The following is a 15,734-nucleotide window of genomic DNA, read 5'->3' on the forward strand; positions in this document are numbered from 1 at the left end:
CGGCCGCCGCCCGGGGTCAGTCGGCCTCGCCCCTGGCCGGGGGCGAGATCAGGGACGTGGCCAGCGCCTTGTTCACCGCGTCGATCCGCGAGACGGCGTTGAGCTTGACGAAGATGTTGCGCATGTGCCGCTTCACGGTGGCCTCGGCCAGCCCCAGCCGCCGCGCGATCTGCACGTTGCTCAGCGCCTGCGCGGCCAGTTGCAGCACCTCCAGCTCCTTCTCCGACAGCGTCCCGGCGCCCGGCGACTCCACCCGGGCCAGGCTGTGGCGCGAGACGGCCAGCACGACCCGGGAGGCGTCCTCGTGCACGCTGTGCACCGCCGCGATCAGCTCGTGCCGGTGCACGCTCTTGAGCAGGTAGCCGCGGATGCCGGCGGACAGCAGCCGGGTGAGGAGCTGCGGGCCGTCGTACATGCTGAGGATGATGATCCGGGTGTCGGGCGACAGCCTCCTGATGGTGGCGACGGTCTCGATGACCTCGCCGCCGGGGATCTCGACGTCGAGCAGCACCACGTCGGGGCGGGCCCTCGTGACCACGGCCACGGCCGTCCCGGAGTCGCCGGCCTCGCCGACGATACGGATTCCGCCGTCGCATTCGAGGATCTCGCGCAGTCCCTCGCGGAACAGCGCGTGGTCGTCGACCAGCACCACCGAGATGGCGTCGCTAGGCGTCTGCGCGACCACGGGACTTCCTCTTCAGCGGGATGAACAGCTCGACGAGGCAGCCCTGCCCCACCGCGCCGGCGATGACGACCCGGCCGTCGAGCAGTTCGGCGCGCTCGCGCATCGACGTCATGCCGACCCCGTGGCCGCGCACGGCCCCCGGGTCGAAACCGCGCCCGTTGTCCAGCACCGACGCCGACAGCTCGTGGGGGGCGATGTTCACCCGCACCAGGACCCTGGGCGGGTCCCCGTGCGCGAGCGCGTTGCGCACGGCCTCGCGCACGATGAGGAACGCCTCGCCGCGCACCCGCGGCTCGGCCCACGACTCGTCGCCGCTGACGTCGAGCACGACGGAGACGTCGTCGCGCTCCACCTCCTCCAGGAAGCCGAGCAGCGACTTCTCCAGGCTCCTGACCGGCGTCCGCGGGTGCAGCTCGGAGGTGAGCTGCCGCAGGTTCTCCATGGTCTCCTGGATGGCCTGCTGCACCACGCCGATCTTGGCGGAGGCGCGGGCCGCGTCGGACGCGCGGTAGGCCTCCGACAGCGCCAGCTGCTGGTGGGCCACGCTGAGGCCGTGGCCGATGCGGTCGTGCAGCTCGCGGGCGACGCGGCGGCGTTCCTCCTCCTGCGCCTCGTGCACCAGGTTGAGCAGGAAGCCGTGGTAGCCGTCGGCGGACTCGCGCACCCGCCGGGACAGGCTCTCCTCCAGACCGGCGACCGCCAGCGTGATCAGCTCCGCGGCCGCGCCGCGGTCCTCCTCCGCGACGATTCCCCTGACCAGGTGATGCAACGCCGCGCGGAAAAAAAGCGAGCTCGCCTCAAGTGAGGTCTTCGGGTGGACGCCCGCGGCCGCCCGCGCGCTTCCGACTTCCCAGGCGTGGAATTTGTACAGTTCACTTATCTGTATCTTTCCAGCGCGTAGCGTAGCCGCCACGTCGTCCAGGACGTGGCGGGCGGTCGAGAGAGCCTGGTCACGGGCGCGCGCGTCCGCGAAGACCATGCTCCCGGCGGTCCGCAAGGCCGCCTCGAACTCGGCGAGTATTTCATTGCGACACGTTTCGACTAATCTCGCCGGATCCCCCGACAGCCCGTGCACCTCCAATGTCCCTCCTCCGCCGCGGGACCAGTGTTCGAGCGCTCCCTAACTATCCCTTGCCGCAGACAACAATGCAACATTTCCGGTCATATCCATATAGCGCAGACAACAGCGGTCAGGTGAACGACATGCTGCGTTCCCATAAACACCCCGTACGGACGGCGCAGCGATCTGCGGCCCTTCTCCGTCCGCCGGCGGGCCGTGGCGACGACGCCGGCGCTCCCCGCGGCCATGGCCACGAAGACGCCCAGCAAGGGCACCCCGAACCACCAGACGGCCGCGCCGAGCGCGGCGCACAGGGCCGGGGAGGCCGCCGTCATCGCCAGCCGCGCCCCGCGCTCCCCGACGAGCACGCCGAACGTGCGCCGCCCGGCGGCGGCGTCGCCCTCGATGTCCGACAGGTCTTTCGCGGGCACGCCGACCAGCACCATCCACCCGATCGCCGCCGCGGCGAAGACCGCCAGGCCCGGCGGCACCGGGACGTCCGCGCCGCCGGCCGTCGCCACGACGAACCCGCCCAGGTACGACAGCAGCCCCGACAGGCACAGCACGGCCACCGTGCCGCCCGCGCTGCCCTTGAGCCGCAGCGGCGGCCCCGAGTACAGGTGGCCCAGCACCAGGTTGCCCATGACGATCCAGGTCATCGGCCCCGGAAGCCCCACCGCGGCCAGCACCGCCAGACCGGCGCCCGCGGCGGCGACCGCGGCGGCGGTGCGCGGGTCCAGGTCGCCGCGGGCGATCGGCCGGCCGGAACCGTTGATCCGGTCCTCGGTGACGTCGGTGACGCCGTTGAACAGGTAGACCGCGAAGACGGACGCGACCCAGGCGGCCGCCCCCCGCAGGACCGTCGGCGGGTCGGGCGACGCCGCCACCGGCAGGGCCAGGGCGACGCCGGACAGGAAGCGCAGGAGCGAGACCCCCAGGACGAGCGGGCGGGCCTCGGCGAGGCACAGGGCGAGGGTGCGGGGAAGGGCCGGCACGGCCCGGAGTCCGAGAGCGATAGCCGCCATGGCTGGAGTGTTCACCGCCGTCCCGGCGCCGGTAAGCGGCGTGATCCGAAAGCGGCAGGGGGTGTACACCTTTCGATACCCCTGGAATGCTCCCGCCGGATACCGGGGGCGAACTCCTGGCCCCCCTGTCTTGTAGGCGGCCCGCACCCCCTATAGCTTCGAGCACACCCAGTCAAGATCTTCACATGGCCGGAGCGGATTCGCGGAGGAAAAGCGAGGAATTCCGTTTCCCGCACGCCGCGCGTCGTGCTCGCTGAAACCGCGGCTTCAACGGGAATTCAGCGTACCGCCGCGACCCATCCGATTCAGGGAAAGGAATCCGAGGATGCCGGGCGCCGAACGCTACCGAGAATTCCGGCCGATCGACCTGACGGACCGCACGTGGCCCGGCAGGCGCCTCCGCACGGCCCCCCGCTGGCTCTCCACCGACCTGCGCGACGGCAACCAGTCGCTGGCCCGCCCGATGTCCCCCGAGCGCAAGCTGATGATGTTCGAACTGCTCGTGCGCATGGGATACCGGGAGATCGAGGTCGGATTCCCCGTCGCCAGCCAGGACGACCGCGACTTCCTGCGGCTGCTCATCGAGCAGGACCGCATCCCCGACGACGTCCGCATCACCGTGCTGACCCAGGCCCGCGACGAGCTGATCAGGGAGACCCTCGACCTGCTCAAGGGGGCCCCGCGCGCACTCGTCCACATCTACAACGCCACGTCTCCGCTCTTCCGCCGGCTGGTCTTCGGCATCGACCGGGACGGCTGCCGCGACCTGGCCGTGCGCGCCACGCGGGTCATGACGGACCACGCCGAACGCGTGCTCGGCGACTGCGACCTCGCCTACCAGTACTCCCCCGAGCTGTTCAACGAGACCGAGCTCGACTTCTCACTGGAGGTCTGCGAGGCCGTCATGGACGTCTGGCAGCCGGAGGCGGGCCGCGGCATCATCCTGAACTTCCCCACGACCGTCGAGCGCTCGCTGCCGAACGTCTTCGCCGACCAGATCGAGTGGCTCGACCGCAACCTGTCCCGCCGCGAGCACGTCTGCCTGTCGGTCCACCCGCACAACGACCGCGGCACCGGCGTGGCCTCCGCCGAGCTGGCGCTGCTGGCGGGGGCCGAGCGGATCGAGGGCTGCCTGTTCGGCAACGGCGAGCGCGCGGGCAACGTCTGCCTGGTGACCCTGGGCATGAACCTCTACGTCCAGGGCGTCGACCCGGGCATCGACTTCTCCGACCTCACCGCCGTGCGCCGCACCGTCGAGCTGTGCAACCAGCTCCCGGTCCACCCGCGCCACCCCTACGGCGGCGACCTGGTCTACACCGCCTTCTCCGGTTCCCACCAGGACGCCATCAAGAAGGGCTTCGACGAGCGCGAACGGCGCTCGGCCGCGACCGGGACGCCGGTGGACGAGCTGCCGTGGGAGATGCCGTACCTGCCGGTCGATCCCAGGGACGTGGGCCGCACCTACGAGGCGGTGGTCCGGGTCAACAGCCAGTCCGGCAAGGGCGGCGCGGCGTACGTGATGAGCGCCTGGCACGGGCTCGACCTGCCGCGCGGCCTCCAGGCGGACCTGGCCGCCCGGGTGCAGGCGCAGGCCGACGCCACCGGCGGCGAGCTCTCCCCCGAGCGCATCGGCGCGCTGTTCCGCGAGGAGTACCTCTACCACGGCGACCCCTCCCGCCCGCTGCCGCTGGGCCGGGAGCCGGTCGAGGTCGTGCTCCACGTCGACGCGGGCACGGACGCCGCCGGGCCGGAGGCCGGGGAGCTGGCCGCGGTGCTCGGTCCCTGGGGGATCCGGGTCCTCGCGGTCCACGCCACCGAGCCGCCGCTGCACGACACGCACCTGGAGCGCAGGCCGCCCGGCGGGCGCGCCCCCGGACAGGTCGTGATCTACGCGGAGTGCGCGGTGGACGGGGGCACGTCCTGGGGCGCGGGCATGCACGCCGACGTGGCCGTCTCCGTCTTCTCGGCCGTCCGCGCGGCGCTGCGGGCCCGCCCGGCGGCGCGTCCCGAGCCGTCCCACCGCCCCCTGCCCCGGCCCCGGCCCCTCGCCACCGCGGGCTGACGGGCGCGCCGCCCGCCGTACCAGCACGATCGAGGAGGGCCGTCATGGCCGAGCACGACCAGGTACAGGGGATGGCCCTCCTGCGGGGCCTGCTGGACGAGGCGGTGGCCGGACGGGGCCGCATCGCGGTGGTGACGGGCCCCATCGCCGCCGGCAAGAGCCGGTTGCTGGACGGCCTCACCGAGCACGCGTTCGACCACGGCGCCCTGCCGCTCACCGCGACCGGCTCGCGGGCCGAACGGGACCTGCCGCTCGGCGTGCTGTCGCAGCTCGTGCGCAACACGCCGATGCCGGAGGAGCACCGCGCGACGACGCTGAGCCTCCTGCGGGAGGGCGCCCGCGCCCGGCTCGCGGGCGAGACCCCCGACCACGTGGACGTGCAGATCGTGGACGCGCTCTGCACGGTCCTGCTGGAGCTGTCGGAGCGCTGCCCGCTGCTGATCGTGGTGGACGACGCCCACCACGCCGACCACGGCTCCCAGCTCTGCCTGTCCTACCTGGCCCACCGGGTCAGGTACGCCAAGATCATGCTGGTCGTCGGCGGCACCGACCAGCACGTGCGCCAGCCGTTCCTGCTCCACGCCGGACTGCTGCGCCTGCCCCACTGCCGCCGGGTCGGACTCGCCCACCTGTCGCCGGAGCAGGTGGCCGCGCGGATGGCCGAGCGGGCGGACCGGGAGACGGCCGAGCGCTACGCGGCGCGCTGCCACGAGCTGAGCGGCGGCAACCGCCTCCTGGTGGACGCGCTCGCCGAGGACTTCCAGGAGACGGGCGCCCCCGGCGACCGGTACGGCGAGGCCGTGCTGGCCTGCCTGCACGGCGCCGACCCCGAGCTGCTGCGGGTGGCCCGCGCGCTGGCCGTCCTGGGCGAGCCGGGGCCCGCCGACCGCCTGCTGGGCGAGAGCGGGACCGGCACCGCCCAGGCGGTCCGAACGCTGACCCGCGCCGGGCTGCTGGCCGGGGGCCGCTTCCGGCACGACGCCGCCCGGTCGGCGGTGCTGGCCGCGATCGGCGCCGCCGACCGCACCGGCCTGCACCACCGCGCCGCCGCGCTGACCTACCAGGACGGCGCGGCGGCCACGGTGGTGGCCGACCACCTGCTGCTGGCCGGCCGCGCCGACGAGCCGTGGAACGTGTCGGTGCTGGAGGAGGCCGCGGGCCACGCGCTGCGCGACGGCCGCGTGGAACCGGCCATCGAGTACCTGAAGCTGGCCTGGCGGGGCTGCACCGACCAGCGGTGGCGGGCCAGGATCGCCACCAAGCTCGTCCGGGCCAAGTGGCGCATCAATCCCAGCACCCCGGCCGGGCAGCTGGCCGAGCTGACCGACGCCCTGCACCAGGGCCATCTGGGCGGCGGCGACGCCGTGGTGCTCGCCAAGGCGCTGCTGTGGCACGGCCACGCGGCCGACACCAAGGACGTCCTGAGCCACCTCGGCAACCTGGACGAGCTCGACCGGGAGGGCATGACGGAGCTGGCCGTGGCCCGCGCCTGGTTCCGCGGCGCCTGCCCGCCGTTCCTGTCCCACCTGCCCGAGCCGGACGCCCGCGAGGCCGCCTGCGCCGCGCACTCGCTCACCGCGGCCCGCCGCATCGAGTCGGCGAACATGCTGGTCAAGGCCCTGTCGGAGGGCCCGAGCGCGGAGACCGCGGTGACCGCCGAGCACGTCCTGCGCGGCTCGCACCTGGACGAGATGTCCATGGACACGGTCGAGAGCGCACTGCTGACCCTCACGTACGTGGGCCGCGCCGACCGGGCCGCGCCGTGGTGCGACGCCTTCATCGAGGAGGCCGTACGCCGCCGGGCCCCCAGCAGGCAGGCCCGGCTGTCGGCCATCCGCGCCGAGATCGGGCTGCGCCGCGGCGACCTCGCCGCGGCCTCCCGCGACGCCCGCCGCGCCCTGGAGATCATCCCTCCGGGCAGCTGGGGCGTGGCCGTCGGCGCCCCGCTGGGCGCGCTGCTGTGGGCCGGCGCGGCCATGTCCCGCCACGAGGCGTGCCTGCCGTACGCCGCCCAGCCCGTGCCGGAGGCCATGCTGGACACCCGCTTCGGCCTCCTCTACCTGTACGGCAAGGCCCGCTTCACGCTCATGGCGGGGCAGCCCGGGCAGGCGCTGCGGGACCTGCGGCTGTGCGGCGAGCTGACGGGCCGGTGGGGGCTGGACGGCCCGGGGTTCCTCCCCTGGCGGGTGGACGCCGCCGAGTGCCTGGTCCGCCTCGGGGACCCCGACGAGGGGCGGCGCCTGGTCGAGGAGGAACTGCACCGCGGCCGGGGGCGCTCCACGCGGGTGCACGGGATGGCGATGCGGGTGCTGGCCGCCGCCGGGGAGGCCCGGCACCGGGTGAACCTGCTGCGCCGCGCGGCCGACCTGCTCCAGGCGGGCGGCGACAGGTACGAGCTGGCCAGGGCGCTGTTCGACCTCGTGGAGGCGTACCACGCCATCGGCGAGTACCGGCGCGGCGGGATGCTGGTGCAGCGGGCGAGGGCGCTGGCGCAGGAGTGCCACGCCGACGGGCTGAGCCGGGCGCTGTCCCCGGGAGGCCACGACGGCGGGGCGCCGGGCGTGCAGCCGATCCTCAGCGACGCCGAGCGGCGGGTGGCCGCGCTGGCCGCCGACGGTTACTCCAACCGGGACATCTCCGCCAAGCTGCACATCACGATCAGCACCGTGGAGCAGCACCTGACCCGGGTCTACCGCAAGCTCAACGTGTCCCGCCGCGCCGACCTGCCGTCCCGGCTGGTCGGTGAGCACCGGTGAGCCCCGGTGAGGCCCGGTCAGCCCCGGTCAGCCCCGGTCACGGTCAGCCCCGGTGAGGCTCGCTGAGCACCGGTGAGGCGCTCCGCCACGGCGGGACGGCGCGCCTTCACCGCTCCTCACGGGGATGTTCACAAGGGGATGTTGGAGTGACGGCCACGGGCGCGCGGGGCGCGGGCGAGGGCCTCGGCGATCCGCAGGCGGGTGGTCTCGGGCGCGATCACCTCGTCCACGACGCCGAGGGCCACGGCCCGCTCCACGCCGCCCGAGATCCGGCGGTGCTCCTCGGCCAGCCGGGCGCGCAGCCCCTCGCGCTCCTCCGCGGGGGCCGCCGCGAGGGCCTTGCGGTGCAGCACGCCGACGGCCGACTCCGCGCCCATGACCGCGACCTCGGCGCCGGGCCAGGCGAACGTGGTGCTCGCGCCGAGCGAACGGGAGTTCATCGCGATGTACGCCCCGCCGTACGCCTTGCGGGTGATCAGCGTGACCCGCGGGACGACGCACTCGGCGAAGGCGTGCAGCAGCTTGGCGCCCCGGCGCACCACGCCGTCCCATTCCTGGCCGACGCCCGGCAGGTAGCCGGGCACGTCCACCAGCACGACGAGCGGCACCCCGTGGGCGTCGCACATCCGGACGAACCGAGCGGCCTTCTCCGCCGACAGCGCGTCGAGGCAGCCGCCCTTGTGCCGGGGGTTGTTGGCCAGCACGCCGACCGACCGGCCGCCGAGCCGGCCGAGGCCGACCAGGATGTTGGCCGCCCACCGGGGCTGCAGCTCCTCGAAGCCGCCGTCGGCGTCCAGCAGCCCGCGCACCAGCGGGCGCACGTCGTAGGCGCGGCGCGGCGACTCGGGCAGCAGCGCGCGCAGGTCGCGGGGCTCGCGCAGCGCCACCGGGTCGAACGCGCCCCGGCGGGCGAAGAAGCCGGTCAGCAGGCGGGCGCGGCGGACCGCGTCCTGCTCGTCGGCGGCCACCACGTGGGTCACGCCGGACCTGCGGGCGTGCGCGTCGGGGCCGCCGAGCCCGTCCATGTCGATGACCTCGCCGGTCACGCTGCGGACGATGTCGGGGCCGGTCACGAAGACCCGCGCGGCGGGCGCCATGACGACCAGGTCGGTGAGCGCGGGCCCGTACGCCGCCGCGCCCGCCGCGGGCCCGAGGATGACCGAGATCTGCGGCACCGCGCCCGAGGCCCGGGTCATGGCGGCGAACATGCGGCCCACACCGTCCATGGACTCCACGCCGTCGGCCAGCCGGGCGCCGCCGGAGTGCCACAGGCCGATCACCGGGCAGCCCCGGCGGACGGCGGCCTCGACGGCCTCCACGACGCGCGCGGCCCCGGCCGCGCCCAGCGCGCCGCCCATCGTGCGGGCGTCGGTGCAGTAGGCGACGACGGGGGCGCCGCCGACCAGCCCGTGGACGGCCGTCACGCCGCTCTCGTCCGCGCCGCTCCCGCACGTTCCCCGCTCGCCCGTTCCCTGCTCGCCCGCGCCGCCGAGCGGTACGGCCGAGTCCGGGTCGAGGAGCAGGGCGAGCCGGACCGCGGGATCACGGGGATCACGGGGATCGGCGGCGGGCTCTGCTGGGCTTGCGGCGGAAACCGTGGACACGACCGTCATCGCTGCTTTCCTCACGCCGGCTCGACACACAGGTACCTGCGAATGTGGCGACCGGCTCCCGCGTCCGTCGACCCCTACCCCCGGCGGCAGGTTGTGACCGCCCCTTCTGTCCGTTGACCCCCACCGGCGGCACGAGGTGCGGTGATGAAGATCTCATCCTTGGAGGACTGCCGTGTCTCAATGGTCCCTGCCGATGGTCGCCGTCCTCGTCGCGGCCGTCCTGATACCGCCCGGCTCGGCCGCGCCCGCCTCCGACGCGGCGCTCGAACGCGATCCCGCCTCCCTGGTCAACGTCTTCCACGGGACCAAGGAGGCGGCGTCCGACTTCGGCCACGGCGGAGGCGGGGGCATGACGTTCCCCGGCGCCGTGCTGCCGTTCGGCATGATGCAGTGGAGCCCCGACACGGTGGCCAACGCGGGCGGCGGCTACCGGTGGGAGGACGACCGGCTGCGCGGGTTCTCGATGACGCACATCTCGGGACCGGGCTGCACGGGCGCGCAGGACTTCCCGGTGCTGCCCTTCTCCGGACCGGTCGGCCGCTCGCCCGCCACCCACGGCGAGGACTACGTGCAGACCTTCAAGCACGAGAACGAGACGGCCTCCCCCGGCTTCTACAGCAACGTCCTGGACACCGGGATCAAGACGGAGCTCTCGGTGACCACGCGGGCCGGCGCGGCCCGCTTCACGTTCCCGCAGGGCAGGCCCGGGACGATCCTGCTGAACACCAGCGGCTCGGTCAACGGCGTGGACGACGGCGAGACCCGGATCAGCGGCACCACGGTCCAGGGGTGGGTCCAGACCGGCGGCTTCTGCGGCCCGCCGATGCGCTACAAGGTGTACTTCCACGCCGAGTTCGACCGTCCGGTCATCGGCCACGGCACCTGGAAGGACGACGAGGTGCGCCCCGGCGCGACCACGGTGGACAACGCCGGCGCGGCCAAGGCCAGGGGCGACCTGGTGGTGCCGGGCGACGTCACGGTGAACGGTCCCGGATCGGGGGCCTACCTGCAGTTCGACCCGTCCCAGCCGGTCCAGATGCGGGTCGGCCTGTCGTACGTCGGCATCGAGGGCGCCAAGCGGAACCTGGCGGCGGAGATCGGCGGCAAGGGCCTCGACCAGGTGAAGCGGGAGGCCGGCGCCGTGTGGAACGACCGCCTGCGCACGGTCGCCGTCGGCGGCGGCACCCCGGAGCGGCGCCGGACGTTCTACAGCAACCTCTACCACGCCCTCCTCCAGCCGTACGTCTTCGACGACGTGGACGGCTCCTACACCGGCATGGACGGCGAGGTCCGCACGGTCCGCCCCGGCCACCACCACTACGCGACCTTCTCCGGCTGGGACATCTACCGCAGCGAGGTGCAGCTCCTGGCCCTCCTCGCGCCCGACGTGGCCGCCGACATCGCCCAGTCCATGTACGCCAACGCCCGGTCCCTCGGCAACGTCTGGGACCGCTGGTCCCACCAGAACGCGGTCACCGGCGTCATGGTCGGCGACCCGTTCCACGTGATCTTGTCCACCGTGTACGCCTTCGGCGCCCGCGACTTCGAGTACGCCGCCGCGCTGCGGGCCATGGCGGAGGCGGCCCGCCGCACCGGCCCCATGGACGTCGGCCACCCGCAGCTCGGCTACGACGAGCGCCCCGGCAACGCCGCCTTCATGACGCAGGGCTACGTCCCGAACGACCCCTCCTCCACCCTCGAGTACGGCCTGGCCGACTTCGGGATCGCCCAGCTCGCCGCCCGCCTCGGCGACCGGGCCACGTCCGCCGAGTTCATGGGGCGGGCGCAGGCGTGGCAGAACCTCTTCAATGCCGGCAACGGCTGGATCCAGCCCCGCATGGGCGAGGGCTCGTTCACGTCGCCGTTCGACCCCGGCGCCCCCGACGTCTACATGGAGGGCAACGGCGCCCAGTACCACTGGCTCGTGCCGCACAACGTGCAGGGGCTGTTCACCGCGATGGGCGGGCGCGAGAAGGCCGTGGCCCGCCTGGACGAGTACTTCACCGAGCTCAACGCCGGCCCGGCACGGCCCTACGCCTACCTCGGGAACGAGCCCGCGCTGCCCGCGCCGTGGCTGTACGCGTGGGCCGGGCAGGCGTACAAGACGCAGGCGCTGGTGCGCCGGGTGCAGAAGGAGCTGTTCGGCCCCGGGCCCGACGGACTGGTCGGCAACGACGACCTGGGCACCATGGGGGCCTGGTACGTCTGGTCGGCGCTCGGCCTGTACCCCGCCATCCCCGGCCGCGCCGAACTGCTGGTCAACACGCCGCTGTTCGACCGCGTGGTGGTCGACCGGCCCGCGGGCGACATCGTGATCAACGCACCCGGCGCCGCCGCGCCGTACATCCGGGGACTGAAGGTCGACGGCACGGCGACGAGCCGGGCGTGGCTGCCGGAGTCGTTCGCCACGGGCGGCGGGCGGCTGGACTTCACCCTCGGCTCCACCCCGAACCCGGGGTTCGGCGGCGACCCGCGCGACGTCCCGCCCTCCTTCGGCCAGGGCTCGAAGCCCTACCTGGCGGGCCCGACCCGCGGCAGCGGCCCGGTGGAGCCGGGCGGCGTCTTCGAGACGGACCTGGTCGTCCGCTCCCTGGGCCGGCCGGCGGCCCTCGCCTGGCGGGCGCAGCCGCCCGCGGGCGTCACGGTGACGCCGTCCAGCGGCACGCTGTCCGTACCGGCGTCGGGGAAGGCGCAGGTCAGTCTCAAGATCTCGGTGTCGGCGGACACGGCGCACGGCTTCCGCACCGTGCCGATCGCGGTGGGCGGCGCGACCGTCGGCGTCCGGCTCAACGTCGCCGGGCGCGGCACCCCCGCATGGCACCGCGACAACGCCGGTATCGGCGACATCACCGCGCCCGGCGAGTCCAACCTCGACGGCCCCGGCTTCAGCTACTCCGCCCAGGCTCTGGCCGAGGCGGGCCTGCGCCCCGGCGAGCCGGTGACCTGGGAGGGGTTCCGCTTCACCTGGCCCGACACGAAGAAGGGCGAGTGGGACAACCTCCGCGTCGGCGCCGCCCCCGTCGACGTGGCGGCCCCGGCCGGCGCGAGCAGGCTCTCCTTCCTCGGCGCCGGCACCCACGGCCACCCCCAGAGCACCGTGACGCTCACCTACGCCGACGGGACCACGAGCACGGCCCGGCTGGGCTTCAGCGACTGGATCCTGGACTTCGGCAACGACACCCCCCGGTACGGCAACGCGATCGTGGCCACCGCCCCCTACCGGCAGTTCTGGGGCTCCTGGCTGCTCCAGCCCATCAGCACCCACGTGTACGCCTCCCAGCCCATCTCCCTGGATCCGGGGAAGACGCTCACGTCCCTGAGTTTCTCGCCGGTGGACGAGGGCCGGATGCACATCTTCACCTGGTCCTTCGCCTGACCGCCCGCCGTCCGGCCCGCGTCCTGCCCGCAGAGCCCGCCGCCGGGCGTCGAACCGCGTCGCAGGACGGCGGGGCCAGGCCGGTGCCGGAAAAACAAAGACCAGCTCACACGATGTGTGAGCTGGTCCGCGTCGGTGCCCCCTGCAAGATTCGAACTTGCGCTCCCGGCTCCGGAGGCCGGTGCTCTATCCCCTGAGCTAAGGGGGCCAACGAGTCATTAGGTTACCAGCATCCGGAGGCTGCTCGACACTCGTTAGGCGAAGCGGATGATCTCAGGGGGCGGAAAGGTCAGCGGACGGAGGGCCGGACGGCTCCGCGATAGCGGGCGCGGTAGTAGGGGGAGTCGGCGAAGTCCACGGTTCTGACGACGTCACCGGTCTTGGGCGCGTGGACCATGGTGCCGTCCTTCAGGTAGACGCCGACGTGGGTCGGGTCGCCGGAGCCGCCTCCGAAGAAGACCAGGTCGCCCGCCCGGAGCCGGGAGAACGGCACGCGGCGGCCCTGGCGGAACTGGCTGCCGGTGTAGTGGGCGAGCCGGACGCCGGCCTTGGACCAGGCGTGCAGGGCGAGCCCGGAGCAGTCGAAGCCGCCGCGCGTCGGGCCGCCGCCGGATCCGCCGCCCCATGCGTACGGCGTGCCGAGCCGGCGCAGGGCGGCGGCCGCCGCCGTCCGGCCCGGGGAGAGGCGGCGCTGGATCCCGAGCGGCCTCGCCGGGGATCCGGACTTCCGGCTCTGCGGAGATCCGGGGTCCCGCCGCCGGGGCGCGGACGGCCGCTCGACCGGCGCGGGCTCCTGCGGCACGGGCGGCCTCTCCACCAGTGCGGGCTCCTGCGGCTCCGATGCGGGCGGCCTCTCCACCGGCGCGGGCTCTCTCGGCTCCGGCACGGGGAGAGACCCCGGCCGAGGCACGGGCCGGGGCCCGGAGTCCCAGGCGGGCCCGGAGTCCCAGGCAGGCCCGGAGTCCCAGGTCGGCCCGGTCTTCCAGGTCGGCCCGGTCCTCCAGGCGGGTGCGGGCTCCCGTCCGGGCGAGGGGTACCGCCACCCCGGAAGACCGGCGCTCCGCCCGTCCTCGCAGGCCGCGGCCATCAGGGCCCACACCTCATCGGGGATCCAGTGCCGGACGTGGTCCGCGAGCCCGTGGAGCGGAGCCGGGCACGACGGCCGCGCCGGGACGGCTACGGGACCGCCTGCGGGGGCTGCGGTGAGGGCGGCGGCGACGGTGAGAGCGGCGATCATGTGCGGACCTCCTGGGCTCGTTGGACGACCGAGCCCAGGATCCGCAGAACGGGCTGATCGCCAACGGGCCGAACCAGGTTCTGTGGACGACCCGCCAGGCGGCCCTTCACCTGTGGAGGACCCACCCGACGACCTGCCCGGCACACCTCCGGACGACCTGCCGGACGCTCCTTCGACGCACCGGCGGACGACCCACCGGACCATCCACCGGACGACCCACTGGCGGGCGCCCGGACGACCCACCGGACGGCCCACCGGGCGGGCGCCCGGATGAAAGCGCACTCCTTATCCGGAAAGCCGCGCATGATCGTTCCCAAGGGGTTAGCTTGGCGGCCGTGGACGAGGTTCTGGGCAAGGTACTGGTCGTGGACGACGACGAGGTCATCCGGCAGCTCATCGCGGTCAACCTGACGTTGGAGGGTTTCCAGGTGGAGACCGCCGTCGACGGACAGGACTGCCTGGACCGGGTGCGGGACGCACGACCCGATGTGATCACGCTGGACGTCATGATGCCGAGGCTGGACGGCTGGACGACCGCCGCCCGGTTGCGCGGCGGCGACGGCACCGGTCACATCAAGATCGTCCTGATCACCGCGAGGGCTCAGGAGGAGGACAAGCGGCGGGGCATGGAGGTCGGGGCGGACGCCTATCTCACCAAGCCGTTCGATCCGGCCGAGCTCATCCAGGTCGTCCGCGACCTGGCTCTCCACGACGACTGAGCCGAAGCCGGTCGTCCCCGCCGCGTCCCTCCCGGGCGGGGTCCCCATTCCGTCGGCGACCGCCGAGGGCTAGTGAGCTGGTCCGGAGATCCTGTCGCAGTAGCGGCAGATCCTGTTGAGGATCTGGTCGGCGCTCTTGGTCCATCGGAAGGGCCGGGCCTTGTCGTTCCAGACCTTGATCCAGTGCTCCAGAGCGGTGGTGAGTGCGTCCAGTGAACAGAACACCCCGCGGTGCAGACAGCACCGCTCCAACTCGGCGAACCAGCGCTCGACCTGGTTGATCCAGGAGGCGTAGGTCGGGGTGAAGTGCAAGGCGAAACGCGGGTGCGCCAGCAGCCAGTGATGCACCGCCGGAGCCTTATGCGCCGAAAGGTTGTCACAGATCACATGAACCGCCAGGCCGGTCTCGGTCTGGCGGTCGATCTGGTCCAGGAAGTCCCGGAAATCGACGGCCCGGTGCCGGGCCGACAGCCGGCCGATCACTGTGCCGGTCGCGGTGTTCAGCGCCGCGAACAGGTCCACGGTGCCGTGCCGGACGTAGTCGAAACTGCGCCGCTCGGGGACTCCCGGCAGCATCGGCAGCACCGGTGCGGTACGCCCCACCGCCTGGATGTGGGGTTTCTCGTCCACCGCGAACACGACCGCGTCCGTCGGCGGGGCCAGATACAGCCCGACCACGTCACGGATCTTGTCGATCAGCAGCGGGTCCGGAGAGATCACGAAATCCTGGGTCCGCCAGGGCTGCAGGCCGAAGGCTCGCCAGATCCGCAGCACGCTGGTGGGCGAGATGCCCACCTGTTGGGCCAGTTCCCGTTTCGACCAGTGTGTCGTGCCCTGGGGCACCTCCTCCAGAGTGCGAACCACCACCTCCTCCACCTGGGCGTCGGTAATGGTCCGTGGGACCCCGGGGCGAGGCTCGTCGCTCAGGCCGTTCAGGCGGCGGGCCAGGAACCGGCTGCGCCAGCGGGCCACGGTCTTGCGGTCGACCCGTAGCCGTCCGGCCACCGCCATGTTGCTGCCTCCATCGGCGCAGGCCAGCACAATCCGGGCGCGCAGGGCCAGTCCTTGCGCGGTGGTGCGGCGTTGGGCCCATCCCTGCAGTGTCAGCCGCTCGGCCGGGGACAGAACCAGCGGCTGGAGTCTGGTGTCTCCCATTCCTCCAGCACATCGCATGGCCTGATGCCGTCGCATCCCGTCCTCG

At 73.4% G+C, this 15,734-nt stretch carries 10 protein-coding genes and 1 tRNA gene; 4 read left to right on the plus strand and 7 right to left on the minus strand.

Annotation, left to right across the window (positions count from 1 at the left end; translation table 11 throughout):
• Positions 1 to 16: 16 nt before the first annotated feature.
• The 3 genes from HS045_RS02940 to HS045_RS02950 form a co-directional block, all read right to left on the minus strand.
• Positions 17 to 685 (minus strand): response regulator transcription factor, encoded by a 669-nt coding sequence (locus tag HS045_RS02940; protein WP_196449624.1) that lies wholly within the window; start codon positions 683 to 685, stop codon positions 17 to 19.
• The gene (locus HS045_RS02945; protein ID WP_196449625.1) at positions 666 to 1,454 is read right to left on the minus strand and encodes a sensor histidine kinase; all 789 of its coding nucleotides are present in this window, start codon (positions 1,452 to 1,454) and stop codon (positions 666 to 668) included. The genes HS045_RS02940 and HS045_RS02945 overlap by 20 nt, the downstream gene beginning before the upstream one ends.
• Positions 1,455 to 1,846: 392 nt before the next feature.
• A complete protein-coding gene (locus tag HS045_RS02950; RefSeq protein WP_196449626.1) occupies positions 1,847 to 2,770 on the minus strand; it encodes a UbiA family prenyltransferase in 924 nt (307 codons plus the stop codon).
• 325 nt (positions 2,771 to 3,095) lie between these two features.
• On the opposite strand from HS045_RS02950, the gene HS045_RS02955 reads away from it, so the two are divergent.
• Positions 3,096 to 4,832 (plus strand): 2-isopropylmalate synthase, encoded by a 1,737-nt coding sequence (locus HS045_RS02955; RefSeq protein WP_196449627.1) that lies wholly within the window; start codon positions 3,096 to 3,098, stop codon positions 4,830 to 4,832.
• A 44-nt stretch (positions 4,833 to 4,876) separates the two neighbouring features.
• On the plus strand, positions 4,877 to 7,588 hold the full coding sequence (locus HS045_RS02960) for an AAA family ATPase (RefSeq protein ID WP_196449628.1): 2,712 nt from the start codon (positions 4,877 to 4,879) through the stop codon (positions 7,586 to 7,588).
• A 128-nt stretch (positions 7,589 to 7,716) separates the two neighbouring features.
• Here HS045_RS02960 and HS045_RS02965 read toward each other — a convergent pair whose 3' ends face one another.
• Entirely contained in the window at positions 7,717 to 9,201 is a 1,485-nt protein-coding gene (locus tag HS045_RS02965; RefSeq protein WP_230883403.1) for an acyl-CoA carboxylase subunit beta, read from the minus strand.
• 172 nt (positions 9,202 to 9,373) lie between these two features.
• Between HS045_RS02965 and HS045_RS02970 the strand changes: the two genes are divergently transcribed.
• A complete protein-coding gene (locus HS045_RS02970; RefSeq protein ID WP_307827360.1) occupies positions 9,374 to 12,577 on the plus strand; it encodes a GH92 family glycosyl hydrolase in 3,204 nt (1,067 codons plus the stop codon).
• A 136-nt stretch (positions 12,578 to 12,713) separates the two neighbouring features.
• Here HS045_RS02970 and HS045_RS02975 read toward each other — a convergent pair.
• Both HS045_RS02975 and HS045_RS02980 read right to left on the minus strand, forming a co-directional pair.
• Positions 12,714 to 12,785: transfer RNA gene (locus tag HS045_RS02975), tRNA-Arg, on the minus strand.
• Positions 12,786 to 12,866: 81 nt separating this feature from the next.
• Positions 12,867 to 13,394: a C40 family peptidase gene (locus HS045_RS02980; protein ID WP_307827361.1), complete on the minus strand. Its 528-nt coding sequence runs from the start codon at positions 13,392 to 13,394 to the stop codon at positions 12,867 to 12,869.
• Between the two features lie 755 nt (positions 13,395 to 14,149).
• Here HS045_RS02980 and HS045_RS02985 point away from each other — a divergent pair.
• The gene (locus HS045_RS02985) at positions 14,150 to 14,533 is read left to right on the plus strand and encodes a response regulator transcription factor (protein ID WP_196449629.1); all 384 of its coding nucleotides are present in this window, start codon (positions 14,150 to 14,152) and stop codon (positions 14,531 to 14,533) included.
• A 69-nt stretch (positions 14,534 to 14,602) separates the two neighbouring features.
• On the opposite strand, the gene HS045_RS02990 is transcribed toward HS045_RS02985, so the two are convergent.
• A complete protein-coding gene (locus HS045_RS02990) occupies positions 14,603 to 15,688 on the minus strand; it encodes an IS630 family transposase (protein ID WP_196449630.1) in 1,086 nt (361 codons plus the stop codon).
• Between the last annotated feature and the right edge of the window lie 46 nt (positions 15,689 to 15,734).

The sequence above is a fragment of the Planomonospora sp. ID82291 genome, assembly GCF_015711645.1.
Taxonomy (GTDB): domain Bacteria; phylum Actinomycetota; class Actinomycetes; order Streptosporangiales; family Streptosporangiaceae; genus Planomonospora.

Excerpts from the sequence above, each read along its gene's own strand:
- HS045_RS02950 (WP_196449626.1), bottom strand. The coding sequence starts at position 2,770 with ATGGCGGCTATCGCTCTCGGACTCCGGGCCGTGCCGGCCCTTCCCCGC.
- HS045_RS02955 (WP_196449627.1), top strand. The coding sequence starts at position 3,096 with ATGCCGGGCGCCGAACGCTACCGAGAATTCCGGCCGATCGACCTGACG.
- HS045_RS02960 (WP_196449628.1), top strand. The coding sequence starts at position 4,877 with ATGGCCGAGCACGACCAGGTACAGGGGATGGCCCTCCTGCGGGGCCTG.
- HS045_RS02965 (WP_230883403.1), bottom strand. The coding sequence starts at position 9,201 with ATGACGGTCGTGTCCACGGTTTCCGCCGCAAGCCCAGCAGAGCCCGCC.
- HS045_RS02990 (WP_196449630.1), bottom strand. The coding sequence starts at position 15,688 with ATGGGAGACACCAGACTCCAGCCGCTGGTTCTGTCCCCGGCCGAGCGG.